The following is a 14,820-nucleotide window of genomic DNA, read 5'->3' as shown; positions in this document are numbered from 1 at the left end:
TTCTGAATGATTACGGCTTAGCGCCCTGGAAACTGCGCGCCTGTTCGGGGAGACGGGACCGTCCCCGTGCCGGGCCGGTTGCCTGCGCCGGGCACAGGAAGGGGCGTGACTCCGGGAACGCCAGGCCGAACGGGCACGCCGCCAAATCGTCCGGACGGGAATTGAACCTGCGGGGGAATCCCCAGCGAGGACAGGAGAACGGTCTGGATCGCCACGTCCTCGCTGCCTGGCCTGGACTGCTTTTCCCCGAAGCTGACGGCGACGCGCGCCATCTTCGGCATCCGGTTCGTGTAGGGCCATTCCGGGACCCACTCGAATCGGTTGGTGTCGAGGAATTCCACCGCGAACAGATTGACGCTCGGCGCGAGCACGATGGTGTACGGCTTGGCGTCGGCTTCGGGCGCTTCGAGCAGCGGGGTTTGGCGGAGCAACAACTGGTTCTTCCCGTTCGCTCCCGGTTCCACCGAAAAACTGACGCGCCGAAGGCTCTGCTCGCCGAACATCCCGCTGCCAGGGAAGGACGCCGGCAGCCGCGCCACAAAACTTAGCTCTGCGAAGTCGCGGCTCGTGTCCGCGTAAAACCAGTAATAGTGGATGTTGGCCAGGAACAACTGCGCCGAACTGAGCGCCTCTTCGATGGCGCGCAACGCGACGCGGGTCCGCTGCGCTTCGGCCGCCGCGTTCAAGCCGACCTTCGAGCTGCGCAAGATGGCGACCCAACTGGAATAGATTGCCGTGATGACCATAGCCAGGATCGCGGTGGCCAGCAGAACTTCCACCAACGTGAACGCGCGCGTTGATCGAGTGACTGCAAATCGGCGATGTGGCGCAACGCGGCGGAGCCGGCGGAGCCGCAGCCAAGGCCCGCACTGAGGATTAGGATTACGATTATGCGAATTTGCGTGGCTTGCGGCGATTTCGGGCGACCCTGACAGAGCGCAACTTTGCCCTGCCGTGCGGCAGATATTCCATGGCCGGTGGAGTTGCATAAGTGTTTATCGGCCTGGATTCGCGAAGGAGCGGAGGCGGAGGCGAGAGGAACCCGCCGACTCTGGCCGGAATAGCAAGATGCTCATGGTCGAGCCGACGACTGTCTTGCCCTTCAATCCGACCACCTCGAAATCGACGCGAAACAGGCCATTGGAAGAGGCTTCCATGATGTTGCCGACGCAAGAGTAACCGGGATTAAGCTGCTCAAACTGCGCAATGATCTCCTGCGGCAGCGGCCCTTCTTCCACCCGGTTGGTCAACGAAATCATCCCGGCCAAGCCGCCAATATCAACGTGAGAGATTTGCAGGTGCCGGGCCGCAGAAAGACTTTGCGAAGTGAGGCTCAGGATCGCGAAAACCGCCATGAAAAACAGCGCCATCGCAATCATGACTTCCAACAAACTGAAGGCGCCGACTCTCCCGCTCTCCCTCCGGAATATCTGTTTAGCGCCCTTAACAAATTCTGGATTCTCAGGTGGTTCTGAGTCTCCTTTCCCCTCACCCTGCCCTCTCCCTAAGGAGAGGGTCTTTCTTGTCGCGACCCCAGCTTGATCTTGGCGAACTATGGGCTCGTTCCGGCGCAGGATAAAATGCTCCCTTCCCGTGTACCGTCTCTTCGGACCGTGGCCTTTAGGCCGCTTCAACGCTGGACTCCGGAGAGTGCGCGGAAGCAGCCTGAAGGCTGCGGTCCGCACAGTTCTCGGTTCAAGGGCGGTGAGCATGGTTCTGAAACCAAGGGAGTTCTCCACGAACGTCCCTCTCTCTCGCCCTGCGGACGCCCTCTCCCCCTCCGAGGGGGAGAGGGAACGGGTGATCGGGCCGTTCAGATTGAGGGGAGGGGGCTGGATTCTCATCGGATCGTATCCACTTCGGTCAGTCCGGTGATGATGTCCGCGCTGATCTTTTTCTCGCCGGAAGGGGAAAAGAGAATCACCGTGAACTCGTCGCAAGTGCCGTTCGGGAAAAAACGCACCCGTGCTTCGGGGAGTTCCATCTTGTCCTGAAAGTTGACATAGATCAGCTTCACCCCAACGTCACTCGGCAATTGGCCCGAAAAATTCGCCCCGCTGGAACTTCCGCCGCTCGGGTCATCTCCCACGCCCTCACCGCGCGGAAGTCGAGCTGGCTGGACTGAAATGCTGCCGTCTTCTGCGCGCAGGACGAATTCCATCGGCACGCTCTTCAGGATCGCTTGCGCTCGCGCGTGACTACAGCCTTCGACCACGTCACTGACCGCTTTGCGCAGCCCTTCTTTCTTGAGCGCCTTGATCCAGCCCGGAAGCCCGATAGCCATAACGATGGCCGCGATGCTGATCGCGAGCATGAGTTCGATCAGAGTGAAGCCAAGGCTATAGGCGAGGGGCGATCGGCGAGAGGCTGGGACAGGAGCCTTGCTGATTCCGTTGGCCAGGATCTCGAGTTCTTGAACCGGAGCGCCTGGGTCATGGAGAGCTTCGTGTTTCTTACGAACCCGACCACGCCCCATGAACCGAAAACCGTGCGGACCGCAGCCTTCAGGCTGCTTCCGCGCACTCTCCGCAGTCGGGCGTTGAAGCGGCCCAAAGGCCACGGTCCGAGGAGACGGTTCATGGGAAGAGCGAGTCCGTCCTGGCGAGCTGTTCGACCTTCCTGGAACACGTCCAACTCGGCTCGCTGGGGACCGGCTCGCCCTACCGTCAGATCTATTGGAAGGGAACGTCAATTTCCGCCTCGCCGGCCGTTCGCCGTGGCCCGCGTCTCGCGTCTCGCCTCTTGCCTCTCGGCTCATAACTACCCTACCGGCTAATATTGGAGGTGATGGCAAACATCGCGGAGAGCACGCTGAGCAGCAGAAAACCCACGCCCACCGCCATGACGATGATCATCGCGGGTTCGATCAGATTCGTCATGACCCGCAGCGCGATGGTCAATTCGTTTTCGTAAGCGTCAGCCACATTCCGGAGCGCGCCGGGCACGTCGCCGGTTTCCTCGCCAATCTTCAGCAGGTCGATCATCAGTTGCGGGAAGTTTTTGCTCCGCGCCAGCGGCTGCGCGATGGTCTTTCCGTCGGTCACTTCTTCGCGGGTCTTGGCGATGGCGTCCTTGAGAATTCGGTTTGGGATAATTTCCTCGGTAATCTTCAGCGCCGTCAGGACCGGTACGCCATTTTCCAGCAACGTGGCGAGAGTGCGGGCGAACTGTCCATACAAATTCAATTTGATGACTTTGCCCAGCACCGGAGCGCGCATTTTCCAACTGTCGATCGCCCGCTGGCCCACGTCGGAAGTTTGATACCGTTTGAACAGCACCACCAGCGCGAGCGCGACCAAACCCATCAGCCACCAGTACGTTCCGAACATTTTGCTGATCCCGATCAAGAATTGCGTGGTCGCGGGCAGCGGTACGTTCATGCCCTCGAAGATCGAAATGAACTTCGGGAGCATGTAAGTCATGAAAAAGAAAATGATCGCGACGCCGACGCACGCGACCACGGCCGGATAGATCAACGCCGACACGAACTTCTGCTGCACCTCGGCAAAACGCTCGTAATGCTGCGAAAGCCGCTTGAGAACTTCGACCAGTGCGCCGCTCTGCTCGCCAGCCCGGACCATGTTGACGTACAAATCCGAGAAAATATGCCGCTGCTTAGCCATCGCATCCGAGAGGCTCTTTCCCTCCATCACGTCCTGTTTGAGCTGCTTGCTGACTTCGGGGGAGATGCCTTTGGACTCCAGGTGCGTCATGCTGTTCAAGGCCACGGTCAACGGCATGCCCGAGTTCAGCAGATTGGAGAGTTGCTGCGTGAACGTGGCGAGCTCCTGAAGCTTCGGCTTGCGCTTGCGGTGGAGAAATTCCCGCAGCGCCGGAGGCAGCATCCCGGAAGTGGAAACTCGCCGATCCGACGTCGGTTCAGTGCGCGCGGCGACGGATCCCTTGGCCGCCTCGATGGCCACGGGAAAGAGTCCCAACCGTTCGATTTGCATCAAGGCCGCTGAACGGTCTGCGACCTCCAGCATTCCCGTGACGACCTCACCTGAACGGCGGCGCGCCTTGTAAGAGAACTGCGGCATAAAGTTAACCAAGTAATATAAACCAGGCGTTCAGGAAAGTTGCCAACGTAGGACAGGCATCCTGCCTGTGCCGATCTCGATCTGGATGGACCCTCGATATGGCGTCTAAGGCAGGCTGGAAGCCTGCCCTACCTTACCGGCGTTCGTTGTAAGCCGGTTGACCGTATTTTTCCTGGACCAACTCGCCGATTCGTTGCCGGAGCCGCAAGTCGAGGTTCAGCCCGGCCCAGGCCACCTGGCCGACGAAAGAAAAGCCGTCCAGCATCGCGCTTTCCCAGTCGGTCCGCTTCGCCGGGATTCCGGCAGGCTGAACCGAACCCTGGACCAGCAAGCCGAGACGATTTCGCCGTTGCGCCGCGCCGGCAATCTTACGCCCACCGTGGATAAGATCGAATCGTTCGGCGCCAGCGAAACATTGGCCGGGGACAGATTTCTGGCCGCAGCTTGCGAGTGCCGCAGCCACGTCCACACGCGCGAAAGCCTGCTGCAACCATTCATGCGCCCGGCGATAACTCTCCACCGCTTTCAATGCGTGCCAGGGATGGTTCGGGGGAAACACGAGGCTGTAAGTCCAATCCGCATCGTGAGGCACCAGGCCGCCTCCCGTCGGCCTCCGAATCAGAGGGCGCAATTTCGTCCAGCGCGCGATTTCCGCGTAAGCCTGCGAATACCCAAACGTCGCGGCGGGTTCGGTCCAGCCATAGAAGCGCAGCACCGGCCGCCCCAACGAAGCGGACGATTCCAGCATGGCTTCGTCCACGGCCATGTTTTCCGCGGCGGGGCAAACCCCTGATCGAAGGAGGAACCAGGTGTCGGTCATGGAGTCGGGCGTCAAACGTGAAACGTAATGCGTAATCTCAGCACTGGCCAGCGGATGGACAGAGAGTTCTTAGTTCACAATTCTCGCAATCCGGCTTCCTTGCCGAACAACGGCGGCGCCCGTGCCAGATCAGCCAATGGCTGAACATCGTCCATTGGTCGTTCGGGACCAGTTTCATCAAGGCCGGTTCGATTTTCTCCGGCGTTTTCTGTTTCGCGAGGCCCAGCCGATTCGACAACCGCGCTACGTGCGTATCGACCACCACGCCCACATCAACCGAGAAGGCATTACCCAGGACGACGTTGGCCGTTTTGCGACCCACGCCGTCGAGTCGTGTCAGTTCGTCCATCGTCCGTGGCACTTCGCCACCGTGTCGTTCGATCAGCTTCTGGCAGCAGGCCTTGATGCTTTTGGCTTTGTTGCGGAAGAATCCCAAGCGCTGGATGGCCTTTTGAAGCTCGGACAAATCGGCCTTCGCGAAATCCGAGGCGCTGCGATATTTCCGGAACAACTCGGCCGTCACGATGTTGACCTGCTTGTCGGTGCATTGTGCGGACAGAATCGTGGCGATGAGCAATTCGAGCGGATTGGAGTAATTCAACTCACAGTGCGCATCCGGGTAGGTTTGGTGAAGCGCGGAGATTATCTTTTGAGCGCGCGCCGCCTTGGCAGCTTGAGTCTCGCGAGGCATTTGCGGACGCGCGTCAAAGCCGCGGCGGCAGCGGAGGACGAATCGGCGTGGGGGTGAACTCCACCTTCGCGAACACTTCGGAAAGAGACAGCGTGATCTGAAGCGAAGGCAGTTCGAGCGTGGCGTCGAGTCCAGCCGCCTCTCCCAACAGCCAGAAACCGCTCTCCTGACGAATGAATTGTTCGATGCGCGGTTCCTTCTGGCTCACGAGCAGGTATTCGCGCAAGGAGGGGATTTGGCGGTAATGCTCGAATTTCTTTCCACGATCGTCGCCCTCGGTCGAATCGGACAGCACTTCGACGATGACAGCGGGGTTGAGCAGCGTATCGATCTCGTCATCGAGCAACTGCGGCTCGCCGCAAACGACGGAAAGGTCCGGATAGGTGAACAGGCCGGTGGTCATGATCTTGACGCGGAGGTCGGTGTTGTAGGGGACACATCGGTGACCCTTCAAGCGATTGCCAAATTCACGCGCAAGGTTTGTTCCGATCAAACTATGCCAGCGCGTCCCGCCGGACATCGCGAACATCTCGCCGTCGAAAAACTCGCTCTTGAATTCAGCGCGCCGTTCGATATCGAGATACTCGGCTTCCGTCAAACGAGGAGCGGTTTTGGCCAGTCCCATAGTCCCTCGCTTACGCCTTCTCAGCCATGCCCAGCAAGGTGAGCAGCGCGCGGCGGTTGGCCTGTTCGTCAAAGATTGCCGCCACCGGAATGTCGAAGCCAGCGACGACGACGCTTGCGACGCGGTCTCCCTCGCGCGCGAGGCGATGGAGCCGATAGGCGCGGCTTTCCAGGCAGAATTGCTCCACGGTGCGGGCATCGGGATCGACGAGCCAGTATTCGGCCACGCCGTGCGCCGCATAATCCTCGAACTTCACGCCGCGGTCGTTCTTTTCCGTCGTTTCCGACAACACCTCGACGACAAAATCCGGCGCGGGATGTTTGATTTGATCGAGCGTGAACGACGCGGCTTTGTCCTTTCCATAGAAGAGCACGTCCGGTTCGTAATCATTGCGCGTCAGGCAGACGAGCGCTTTTTCCAGGAGAACTTCACCCAGTTGGTGACGGGAGACGTGGTTATGCAGCAAGTTGTAAATGTATCCAGTGGCCAGAATATGGCTGCGACGAGCCGGTGAATGCATGAAAACCTCCCCGTTGATGAACTCTGCTTTGATGTCTTCGGTCAGTTCCTCGTAGAACTTCTCACGCCGCTCCCGTTCCGACGTCAGCAAGCTGGAGAGCTCCTGCACGTAAGCCGGCAACTTGGGCGACCGAATCAATGGCTCCAGCACGGTATCCATGGCAGGCATGTTACTGGGATTGGCCGGAGTGGGCAAGGCGGGAGCACCGGACCGGCACGGCCGTAACGCCGGCATTCCTGTCGGCCAGTTCCGAGGCATTCCTGCCTCGCGGATCGTGAGGTCGCAAGACCTCGTAACTTGCCGGCTGGAAAGCCAAGCATTACCGACTTAGACCAACTCCGGTTCCTCGATCTCCTTCGGAGGCGCGGCGAGCGGCGTGCCGTCGAGCGCTTCTGGGTACTCGAAAACCTTGCCTTCAAAGTTGCGGATGATGACCCGCTCTTCGTTCCGGCTGATCACGTAGTCCGGATTGATCGGCACCTTGCCGCCACCGCCGGGCGCGTCGATCACGAATTGCGGCACGGCATAGCCCGTCGTATGCCCGCGCAAACTTTGCATGATCTCCAATCCTTTCCGGACGCTGGTCCGCAGGTGCGCCGAACCCGCGATCAAGTCGCACTGGTAAAGGTAATACGGCTTGACCCGGCACATGAGAAGTTTCTGAACCAACGCGCGCACCACCGTCGAGTCGTCATTCACGCCGCGCAGCAGCACGGATTGATTGCCCAGCGGAATGCCCGCGTCTGCCAATCTGCCCAAGCCTTCGCGGACCTCGGTGGTCAGTTCGCGCGGGTGATTCGAGTGAACGCTCAGGAAAAGCGGGTGGTACCGCTTTAGCATGGCGCAAAGCTCCGGCGTGATGCGTTGCGGCAAGAAAATCGGAATGCGCGTGCCGAGGCGGAGGAATTCCACATGAGGAATCTCGCGAATTCGCCGGAGCAAGTGCTCCAGCTTCTCGTCGCTGAAGAGCAACGGATCGCCCCCGCTCAACAGAACGTCCCGGATCGCCGGATGCTCGCGCACGTAAGCGATCTGCTTGTCGAATTCCGGGTGAAAATCGTAGCCCGACGCGTTGCTGACCAGGCGCGACCGGGTGCAGTAGCGGCAGTAAGACGCACAACGGTCGGTCACCAAGAACAAGACGCGATCCGGGTAGCGATGCACCAATCCGGGCACGGGCGAATGGCTGTCTTCCCCGCACGGATCGCGCATTTCCCAAGGCGCGGTGTGGGTCTCCTCGATGCGTGGAATCACTTGCCGCCGGATCGGGCAATTCTCATCCGCCGGATCGATCAGGCTGAAAAAGTAAGGAGTGATAGCCATGGCCAGCTTGGTGTCGGCCAGCAAAGTTCCGGCGTGTTCCTCCGGCGCCAGCGTTGGCAGGAGACGCTGGAGTTGGGTGATCGAAGTGATTCGATGCTTGAGCTGCCAGCGCCAGTTGTTCCAGTCCGCATCCGGCACGTTTGCCCAGAAGCTGCGGCCGGCGGACTTGAATTGTTTAAGGGAATTCAGCAGAGGGGATAGGGGCGGCTCCTCGCCCGCCTCGGATAAAGTCTCTTTGAACATGGTGCGGAACTATATTTTGGGTCGGCGAGGTGTCAAGGGCACCGCAGGAGTTAATTGAGCAAAATCGCTAAATCAGCAACAAGCCAAGAATCATTGCGGCCCCGCGGCCGGGACTGGCGTGGGGGATGCATAGGACCGCCGCAAGGCCTCGCGTTGTCGATACAGGTCATCCAATCGATCTATGGTCTCGCGAAGCAAAAGCGGAATGGAAATCGCCGCCTGGCCCTTGGCCACGGATACCGAGTTGGCCTCCGCGCGTTTCTGCAAGTAGTTCGCAAAGACCACCCGGTAGCGCTCGATCAGCGCGGCCAGGTCCAACGGGCAATGAAGTCGAAGCAGCGCAAGCTGGCCGAGCATGTGTTCGAGGGCCGCCTTTTGTGACGCGAAATCCCAGTCGGCGATGATTTGCTGGGGCGTCACGTAAGTGCGCACGGGCATGACCTCCGCGGTCAATCGGACCAGGGCCGGCTGGAGAAGAATTTCATCCAGTTTCTCGAAGCAAATCTCCGTTGTCCAGATCTGGCCTGGATCACGGCCCGTGAAGCTCATCCCGACGACGGTCCACCACTTCTCGACGTCGAGAATCCGGGCGAAATAGGTGCGGAACCCACGCAGGAAAGCCGTTTCCCAATTCCAGCAAGCCGGCAATTCCTGGAGCATGTTCACGAGGCATGCGCGCCCGTTCGGCAGCCGGCAGAGCTGGGCCACGAAAAGCTGGCATGAGCTTTGAAACGGCGTCAGGCCTGCGCCCTGGAGCGTTTCCGGCGGCGGATGCCCCAGTTCCGAGAACGTCGCCGGCGCAGCGTTGCGCAGGACCGACCGCGCCTGCCGCAGCCCGTCCAGGCCGCTCGCGTCCTGCCGTCCGCCCACATTCCGCGCGCTCTGAAGCATCCATCCGGCGGGGATAGATTGAAGGACCAGATCCGGGCCGAGCGTGCTCACGATTTGCGACGAAAGGCCTTCCGTGAACCAGATAGGAATTTCGGCCGACTTGAGGCCGCCCCGCCGGTTGGCCAGTTCGAGCAGGAGCGCTTCGACCAAACCCCGGACCAGTTTCAGTTCCTCAATCTGATCCGGGATGTTCACTCGGTAATGCCAGCCATCCGCGAATGGCGTCGCCACAATTTGAATCTCCTGGTCGGCCCCAGCCCCGGGCACCAGGCACAAATGAATCCTCCCCCAACCCTGCGCCGAAACGTCCAACTCCCGGCACACCGCCTGTTTGATGCGATCCGCCGAAAGCGCCAGGACGTCCAGATCCAATTGAATCAGCGGCTTGCCCAGTTCCGACTTCAAGTTGGCCGGGCCTCGCGCCGGCCCGCGAAGATCCTGGACGAGGAAATTCTGCGCGCGGCGCGTCGGGGGCGCGGTCACGCCTGCCGAGGCGCAAGGGAACAGCAAGCCGCTGGAACAAAAGGCCACGAAGAGAACCAAGGGTGCCAGCGCGGGAAAGCCACAACCCGCGGACATGGAAGGCATCCGGGCGCGCTGGCAGTTCAACGTTTCAGGTTCAAAGTTCAAGGTCAAAGTTCAAGGTTCAAGGTCAGATGGAGGTCATCGGGGTTGCGCGCTCGCCGAAGCGGTGACCGGATGCGTGTAAAGTCGAAGCTCCGGGGCTGAGTTCGGGTTGTTGGTTCGGATTTCCAACCAGGGCAGCTTCTCAACCCAGCGCCGGTCCTCCGCGAAAACGCGGTCCACTTCCCCGAGTTCCTGGCTCAAGAGAGGCCAGTACCGCGGCGGAATTTCCAGCTTCCCAAGTTTCATGGAGCGCGTCGCAAAATTCCAATCGTTGGTTCCGCCACGAAGTTAGAGGCCGCGGCGCCAGACCAGTGGAAACGAGAGGCCGAACCATTTCTTGCGAACCCAGCAGTACCACTGGATTTCCGGCCCAGAAAACCTGGCGCGGCTCGCGAGCAATTTCGGGCTGGTTTCCGGCGCGTTGGCCGGGCTCTTCAGTTTGTCCCCGGCATAGCGTTCGTCCAGATACGAATTGATTTCGATCTCAGTCAGCCGGATGAACCCGCTGCGGCCGGGCGACTCCAGCGCCTTTCTGAACAGCCCGAGCTTGCGCTGGACCTCCTGGGCGTCCAGAGCATTCGGCTCTTTGAACGCTTCTGCGTCGATGTCCGCCGTCACTTGAGAGTAGAAATAAACCGCCGCCATCCACGCCACGGTCACCACTCTGCGAATCCAGGCAGGCCTGGCTTTCATGCGAATCGCTCGCGAAACTACGCGTCGGACTTCGTGGACGTGGATTTTGCTGCGGTCGATTCGCCTTTGGCGGGCGCCGGCTTGCTCTCCGTCGAAGACGCCGGCGCTGGGGATTCCTTCTTCGCCGCTTCTTTGTATTTGTCGCTGCGATAGTCCGTGATGTAAAACCCGCTTCCTTTGAAAATCAGCCCGGCGCCGGCGGTGATGGCTCGTTTGACTTTGCCTTTGCCCCAAGTTTTCTGCCGGCAGAGGTCCTTGGGGCAGGTCGTGATCGGATGGTCCGAAATCGACTGAAACAGGTCAAAGGTCTCGTCGCATTTTGAACAAACATACTCGTAAGTCGGCATACTGGGCACAATGAAACATAACGTCGCACCGGAAGCAACGCTTTCAACACTTTGTGGCAGACTACTCAAGGTGCGATTTGAAGTGTCGGTCAGCGACTCCGATTGCCTTCCCTCTCTCCCCGCGAGGAACGAGTGGGGAGAGAGGGAGAAGACTTTGTTGGCCGACAGTTTTGATCGCACCCTTTCTTCTCAGAGGTGACTCGACGCAACTTTCGCGCTCGTGTTAGCTTGCGCCGTGAATTCGACCCCAAATGTGGACGCGCCGGAACAACAACTGGAAACACCGGACCTGCACCGGGATCCAGTCAGGCAATTCGACGTCTGGTTCAAGCAAGCCCTGGCCGCGAATCTTCCGGAGCCGACCGCGATGACGCTGGCGACCGCCAGCCGCGACGGCACGCCTTCCGCCCGCATCGTTCTGCTCAAGGGCTACGACGACCGCGGCTTCACGTTTTTCACGAATTACGAAAGCGCCAAGGGCAAGGAATTGTTGGAGAATCCACGCGCGGCTCTCGTTTTCTTCTGGCCGGAACTGAAGCATCAGATCCGGATTTCCGGCACGGTCAGCAAGGTGGCGCGCGAGGAATCGGAAACGTATTTTCGCCTGCGTCCCATTGGCAGCCGGATCGGGGCCTGGGCGTCCCGCCAAAGCCAGGTTCTGCGCAACCGCGAGGAACTGGATCAACGGGTGGCGGAACTCACGCGCCAATATGAAGGCAAAGACGTCCCGCTCCCGCCGCATTGGGGAGGGTACCGGCTGGCCCCGGAGACGTTTGAGTTCTGGCAAGGGCGTGAAAGCCGCCTGCACGACCGCTTCCGCTACCAGCGGGTCTCCGAACGCGAATGGAAGATCGAACGATTGTCGCCCTGAGCGAAAAACTCTTTTTATAGCGCGAGGTTCTGAGATTATTGCCCTATGTCATTCAAAACCCTTGGTCTGTCGGAACGAGTTCTCGAAGGTGTCAATGCGATGGGTTACGTCGATCCGACGCCCATCCAGCTTCGCGCCATCCCGCTGATTCTCGCGGGACGCGATGTCATCGGCAGCGCCCAAACCGGAACCGGAAAGACGGCGGCGTTTGCTCTGCCCATCCTCACGAAACTCGAACATCACCAGCGGGACGCGCGCGTCCTGGTGTTGGAACCGACCCGCGAGTTGGCCGCGCAAGTCGAGACCGCGTTCCGCGATTTGGCGCGATTCACCGGCTTGACGGCGACGGTGCTTTACGGCGGCGTGGGTTACGGATTTCAAACCGAGGCCTTGCAGCGCGGCGTGGATATCCTCGTCGCCACGCCGGGCCGGCTGCTCGATCATCTTGGGCGCGGCACGTGTCATCTGCGCGCGGTCGAATACCTCGTGCTCGACGAAGCGGATCGCATGCTCGACATGGGGTTTCTGCCGGACGTCCGGCGCATTGTCGAAAGGTGTCCGCGCGAGCGCCACACTTCGCTTTTCTCGGCGACGATCCCGCCTCAGATCGAATCCCTGATCCAGTGGGCGATGAAACGACCGGAGACGATTGAAATCGGCGCCCGCCGCACTCCGGCGGAGACGGTCAAACACGTGATCTATCCCGTGGCGGAAGCGCAGAAGACCAATCTCTTGCTCGAATTGCTCAAACGCGTGAATTACGACTCGGTGATCGTGTTTTGCCGAACGAAGCATCGCGCGGATCGCGTCGCGCATCTGCTGAAGCGCAGCAACCACGCCGTCGCGGTGCTCCACTCAAATCGCACTCAACGCGAACGCGAGCAGGCGCTGCGGGGCTTCCGGGACGGGCGCTATGAAGTCCTTGTGGCGACGGATATCGCCGCGCGGGGCCTCGACATCGCGGACGTGAGCCACGTCATCAACTTCGATGTGCCGCAGCACCCGGAGGATTACATTCACCGGATTGGCCGGACGGGCCGCGCAGAAGCGACGGGTGACGCGTTCACGATCATGGTCGCGGAGGATGCTCCGCACGTGTTCGCCATCGAACGCTTCATCAGTCAGAAAATTCCCCGGGTGAAGCTCGACGGATTTCAGTACCAGTACACGGCTCTTTTCGAGCAGGACAAGCCGGGCGCGCCGGCGGGACACCCGGGCCGCGTCCGGGCCGTGCGGTTGAGCGGCGGTTACTATTTCGGCCGTGCCAAGCGCCGGCGGAAGTGAAATCTGAACTCAGAAGTTCAAAGACGCACAAAGGAGATGCCGGATTCCCGGCTTCGTTTCCTTCGTTTGCACCTCTGTTTTCCAGCTCAGTCTGGCAACACTCTCGTTGCGAGAGGTCTCGATGGTGAGGCAGGCCCCGCGCCGCAGTTCTTTTCGCTGCCGTTCGCGGCGGCGCTCTGAATCGCGGCCTTCGCTTCAGCCAGGTGACCTTTGCCCGCGGAGACGCCGTTGAATGCGTCCACCTTATTTCCCTCCGCGTACGGCTTGGGCCGGGGCCAGAAGTTGTATTTGAAATTCTTCCAGTTATCGCCGCGCTGGTAATTCGTGCCGAGCGCGCCACTGGGATCGTACCCGCAATGGACCATGCAATTCTCACAGCGCGGATCGCGCGCCACCCCGTTGACGACGCCATATTTGTCCCAGGCCACTTTCTCCAACATTTCGCGGTAGCTCGCGTAATGGCCGTCGGTCATCAGATAACAGGGCGCTTTCCAACCGCGCACGTTGTAAGTGGGAATCGCCCAGGCCGTGCAGGTGAGTTCGCGTTTGCCCGCGAGGAATTCCTGATACACGGGCGTGCCGAGGATGGTGAAGCGTTCGCCCCAGTGCTGGATGTCTTTGAATTTTTGGCGGGTGATCTCTCGCGTGAGAAAGAAATCTCTCGGATCTTTGCCCAGGCGTTTGGCCATGTCCTTTTTCGCGGCGTCGTAATCGTAGCCCGGCGAAATCGTGTGGCCATCGCAGCCAAGTCCCGACAGGAATTTGAACATCCCTTCCAGCTCGCAGACATCCGTCTCCTTATAGACCGTGGTGTTCGTGGCGACCTGGTAACCGAGGATTTTCGCCATCTTGATTGCGGCCACGCATTCCCGGAACACGCCCTCGCGCTCGACGATCAGGTCGTGAGTGTATTCCAGCCCATCGACGTGGACGTTCCAGTAAATCCACTTGCTGGGTTGGATCGTAACCTTGGCGCGCGCCGTTTCATCGGCCTGGCGGATTTGCTCGGCCTCCTTCACGGAGACCAGTTGCTCCTGCGCGAGCGTTTGAAGTTTGCGATCCATGTCAGGCGACCAATGCGCGGCCATGTATTCGCGCATTTTCTTTCGCATGAACACCCCGTTGGTGCAGATGTAAATGATGCGGCCTTGCTCGCGCAGGCCGGCCACCAACTCTTCAATCTTCGGGTAAATCAAGGGCTCGCCGCCGCAGATGGACACCATGGGCGCATCGCAATCGTTGGCTGCCGCCAGGCATTTCTCAAGGGGAACCATGTCCTTGAGGTTGGTGGAATACTCGCGAATGCGGCCGCAGCCGGTGCAGGTCAAGTTGCACGTGTGCAGTGGTTCGAGTTGCAGCACGAGCGCGAATTTGGGCGTGCGCCGAGCCTTGTGCTTGATGATGTGCCCCGCGATCTTGGCCGTCAGGGCGAGAGGAAATCGCATAGATCAGTTGTTTTGAGCGATCCACGGAGGATTTTCCGGCAGAGGGGAAAGCGGCTTCGGTTGGGACGCGTTTGGAGGGACTGCTCCCAATCCGGGCAAAAAGAACGTGGCCGGAGAAACGCTGTGGGACGCGCTTAACCCCCCGCATCCGGCCCCGAAGAGAGCCAGGAGCGGGATGATCCCAAAACGCAAGAGTCTCGCATTCAATCGCACAGTGTGGAGTATAAGTATGGAAACCCTTGGCGCAACACTTTTTGGCCAAGCTACAACACCCGAATTGAATCCAATTAATAGTGACCATAGAAAAGGGGAGGGGGAGTGGGGGAGGGGCCGGTTGACTCAGAATCGTGCTGACCCAAGCCGATGCACGAAGCATGAGTCGAAAAGCCAACAAAGAGTA

General features: G+C 59.9%; 16 protein-coding genes. 2 read left to right on the top strand and 14 right to left on the bottom strand.

All coding sequences use genetic code 11. The features are described 5' to 3' along the window. Window positions 1–17: 17 nt before the first annotated feature. The 13 genes from FJ398_09380 to FJ398_09320 all read right to left on the bottom strand — a co-directional run bounded on the left by FJ398_09380 (window position 18) and on the right by FJ398_09320 (window position 10,820). Window positions 18–989 carry a prepilin-type N-terminal cleavage/methylation domain-containing protein gene (locus tag FJ398_09380; GenBank protein ID MBM3838162.1) on the bottom strand — a complete coding sequence of 324 codons (972 nt, stop codon included), beginning with the start codon at window positions 987–989 and terminating at the stop codon, window positions 18–20. A gap of 6 nt (window positions 990–995) precedes the next feature. Beyond that, window positions 996–1,379 carry a hypothetical protein gene (locus FJ398_09375; protein MBM3838161.1) on the bottom strand — a complete coding sequence of 128 codons (384 nt, stop codon included), beginning with the start codon at window positions 1,377–1,379 and terminating at the stop codon, window positions 996–998. 461 nt (window positions 1,380–1,840) lie between these two features. Next, the gene (locus FJ398_09370; GenBank protein ID MBM3838160.1) at window positions 1,841–2,758 is read right to left on the bottom strand and encodes a prepilin-type N-terminal cleavage/methylation domain-containing protein; all 918 of its coding nucleotides are present in this window, start codon (window positions 2,756–2,758) and stop codon (window positions 1,841–1,843) included. Window positions 2,759–2,765: 7 nt separating this feature from the next. After that, window positions 2,766–4,040, bottom strand: a complete 1,275-nt coding sequence (locus FJ398_09365; protein MBM3838159.1) for a type II secretion system protein — start codon at window positions 4,038–4,040, stop codon at window positions 2,766–2,768. 133 nt (window positions 4,041–4,173) lie between these two features. Beyond that, the gene (locus tag FJ398_09360; GenBank protein MBM3838158.1) at window positions 4,174–4,860 is read right to left on the bottom strand and encodes a hypothetical protein; all 687 of its coding nucleotides are present in this window, start codon (window positions 4,858–4,860) and stop codon (window positions 4,174–4,176) included. Between the two features lie 37 nt (window positions 4,861–4,897). After that, window positions 4,898–5,551, bottom strand: coding sequence for an endonuclease III (gene nth / locus FJ398_09355; protein MBM3838157.1), 654 nt, complete (start codon window positions 5,549–5,551; stop codon window positions 4,898–4,900). Window positions 5,552–5,564: 13 nt separating this feature from the next. Then, a complete protein-coding gene (locus FJ398_09350; GenBank protein MBM3838156.1) occupies window positions 5,565–6,176 on the bottom strand; it encodes a Uma2 family endonuclease in 612 nt (203 codons plus the stop codon). Window positions 6,177–6,186: 10 nt separating this feature from the next. Then, window positions 6,187–6,855 (bottom strand): Uma2 family endonuclease, encoded by a 669-nt coding sequence (locus tag FJ398_09345; protein MBM3838155.1) that lies wholly within the window; start codon window positions 6,853–6,855, stop codon window positions 6,187–6,189. 168 nt (window positions 6,856–7,023) lie between these two features. Further along, complete coding sequence (locus tag FJ398_09340; protein MBM3838154.1) at window positions 7,024–8,262, bottom strand: KamA family radical SAM protein; 1,239 nt, start codon at window positions 8,260–8,262, stop codon at window positions 7,024–7,026. A 90-nt stretch (window positions 8,263–8,352) separates the two neighbouring features. Further along, on the bottom strand, window positions 8,353–9,783 hold the full coding sequence (locus tag FJ398_09335) for a hypothetical protein (GenBank protein ID MBM3838153.1): 1,431 nt from the start codon (window positions 9,781–9,783) through the stop codon (window positions 8,353–8,355). Window positions 9,784–9,816: 33 nt separating this feature from the next. Then, entirely contained in the window at window positions 9,817–10,026 is a 210-nt protein-coding gene (locus FJ398_09330; protein MBM3838152.1) for a hypothetical protein, read from the bottom strand. Window positions 10,027–10,068: 42 nt separating this feature from the next. Further along, a complete protein-coding gene (locus FJ398_09325; GenBank protein ID MBM3838151.1) occupies window positions 10,069–10,473 on the bottom strand; it encodes a hypothetical protein in 405 nt (134 codons plus the stop codon). Window positions 10,474–10,490: 17 nt separating this feature from the next. Then, entirely contained in the window at window positions 10,491–10,820 is a 330-nt protein-coding gene (locus tag FJ398_09320) for a zinc ribbon domain-containing protein (protein ID MBM3838150.1), read from the bottom strand. Window positions 10,821–11,055: 235 nt separating this feature from the next. Here FJ398_09320 and pdxH point away from each other — a divergent pair, with 235 nt between their 5' ends. Beyond that, window positions 11,056–11,691 carry a pyridoxamine 5'-phosphate oxidase gene (pdxH, locus tag FJ398_09315; protein ID MBM3838149.1) on the top strand — a complete coding sequence of 212 codons (636 nt, stop codon included), beginning with the start codon at window positions 11,056–11,058 and terminating at the stop codon, window positions 11,689–11,691. A gap of 45 nt (window positions 11,692–11,736) precedes the next feature. Beyond that, a complete protein-coding gene (locus FJ398_09310; protein MBM3838148.1) occupies window positions 11,737–12,975 on the top strand; it encodes a DEAD/DEAH box helicase in 1,239 nt (412 codons plus the stop codon). 86 nt (window positions 12,976–13,061) lie between these two features. Here the strand turns inward: FJ398_09310 and FJ398_09305 are convergent, their stop codons facing one another. Next, a complete protein-coding gene (locus FJ398_09305; GenBank protein MBM3838147.1) occupies window positions 13,062–14,420 on the bottom strand; it encodes a DUF3463 domain-containing protein in 1,359 nt (452 codons plus the stop codon). Between the last annotated feature and the right edge of the window lie 400 nt (window positions 14,421–14,820).

The organism is Verrucomicrobiota bacterium (assembly GCA_016871535.1).
Taxonomy (GTDB): domain Bacteria; phylum Verrucomicrobiota; class Verrucomicrobiia; order Limisphaerales; family SIBE01; genus VHCZ01.
Note: the sequence above shows the minus strand (reverse complement) of the source record. Positions and strands in the feature narration are given on the sequence as shown.

Coding starts and splice junctions, on each gene's coding strand:
- FJ398_09380 (MBM3838162.1), bottom strand. CDS start 989: ATGCAACTCCACCGGCCATGGAATATCTGCCGCACGGCAGGGCAAAGT.
- FJ398_09375 (MBM3838161.1), bottom strand. CDS start 1,379: ATGATTGCGATGGCGCTGTTTTTCATGGCGGTTTTCGCGATCCTGAGC.
- FJ398_09370 (MBM3838160.1), bottom strand. CDS start 2,758: ATGAGCCGAGAGGCAAGAGGCGAGACGCGAGACGCGGGCCACGGCGAA.
- FJ398_09365 (MBM3838159.1), bottom strand. CDS start 4,040: ATGCCGCAGTTCTCTTACAAGGCGCGCCGCCGTTCAGGTGAGGTCGTC.
- FJ398_09360 (MBM3838158.1), bottom strand. CDS start 4,860: ATGACCGACACCTGGTTCCTCCTTCGATCAGGGGTTTGCCCCGCCGCG.
- nth (MBM3838157.1), bottom strand. CDS start 5,551: ATGCCTCGCGAGACTCAAGCTGCCAAGGCGGCGCGCGCTCAAAAGATA.
- FJ398_09350 (MBM3838156.1), bottom strand. CDS start 6,176: ATGGGACTGGCCAAAACCGCTCCTCGTTTGACGGAAGCCGAGTATCTC.
- FJ398_09345 (MBM3838155.1), bottom strand. CDS start 6,855: ATGGATACCGTGCTGGAGCCATTGATTCGGTCGCCCAAGTTGCCGGCT.
- FJ398_09340 (MBM3838154.1), bottom strand. CDS start 8,262: ATGTTCAAAGAGACTTTATCCGAGGCGGGCGAGGAGCCGCCCCTATCC.
- FJ398_09330 (MBM3838152.1), bottom strand. CDS start 10,026: ATGAAACTTGGGAAGCTGGAAATTCCGCCGCGGTACTGGCCTCTCTTG.
- FJ398_09325 (MBM3838151.1), bottom strand. CDS start 10,473: ATGAAAGCCAGGCCTGCCTGGATTCGCAGAGTGGTGACCGTGGCGTGG.
- FJ398_09320 (MBM3838150.1), bottom strand. CDS start 10,820: ATGCCGACTTACGAGTATGTTTGTTCAAAATGCGACGAGACCTTTGAC.
- FJ398_09310 (MBM3838148.1), top strand. CDS start 11,737: ATGTCATTCAAAACCCTTGGTCTGTCGGAACGAGTTCTCGAAGGTGTC.
- FJ398_09305 (MBM3838147.1), bottom strand. CDS start 14,420: ATGCGATTTCCTCTCGCCCTGACGGCCAAGATCGCGGGGCACATCATC.